The organism is Frankia sp. CeTa3Moorea, assembly GCF_978021225.1.
The window spans coordinates 1-787 of record NZ_CDXDOR010000110.1 but is presented as its reverse complement, the minus strand read 5'-3'; the positions used below and the strand labels follow the sequence as shown (position 1 = coordinate 787).

The following is a 787-nucleotide window of genomic DNA, read 5'->3' as shown; positions in this document are numbered from 1 at the left end:
GGATCCTGCGCGACATCGCCGGCCGCCGTGTAACGATGCGCGGTCGGCGAGGATGGTATGTCCATGAGCACATCTACGCCTCGCCGTCCGGAGCACAGGTCGGGACGTAAATCAGGATCGACGCCCACGTTGCTGGGCTACCCGCGCGGCTCCCTGCTGGTACCCGTGGTCGCCGCACTCGGCGGGCTGGTCTTCGCAGCCTGGAAGCCCGGTGTCATCCGATCGGCGTTCGCCAGCCCGCGCAGCGTCGCCTTCACGCTCGTCATCATGGCGGCGGTCGCCGGCCTCGGCTTCCTGCTGCCCAGACTGGGGAGGGGACCGGTGCTCACCGGGGCAGCACAGGCCGTGCCGGTGCTGCTCGCGTTCGTCGTCACAGTCCTGCCCGCGTTCCGGAACGTGACCGTCGAGGAGGAGTTACCCGCCGACGTCACCGCGGTCCTGGCGACCCGACCGTCCCCGCCCGGCGCCGCCCCGCAGGCGGGGCCGGCACCCGGGCAGACGCCGCCCCGGCCGCCGGCCCCGACGCAACCGGCGGCCGGGGCGGATGTCGTCGAGCTGGGGCGGGCGCAGCTGGTCGGCATCGACCACGACGCGACCGGGACCGCGCGACTCATCCGGCTCGCGGACGGCTCACACCTCGTCCGGTTCGAAGACCTCGACGTCGAGCCCGGGCCCGACTATCAGGTGCACCTGGTGCCCGGGGCCGACAAGACCGACCCGGCCGGCGGCACCCGGCTCGACAGGCTGAGGGGGAACCTCGGCGACCAGAACTACCCGGTGGCCGCCG

At 73.3% G+C, this 787-nt stretch carries 1 pseudogene; it reads left to right on the top strand.

Annotation, left to right across the window (positions count from 1 at the left end):
* Window positions 1-129: 129 nt before the first annotated feature.
* Window positions 130-787, top strand: a pseudogene (locus tag AC08OV_RS17460) (hypothetical protein); the annotation flags it as partial.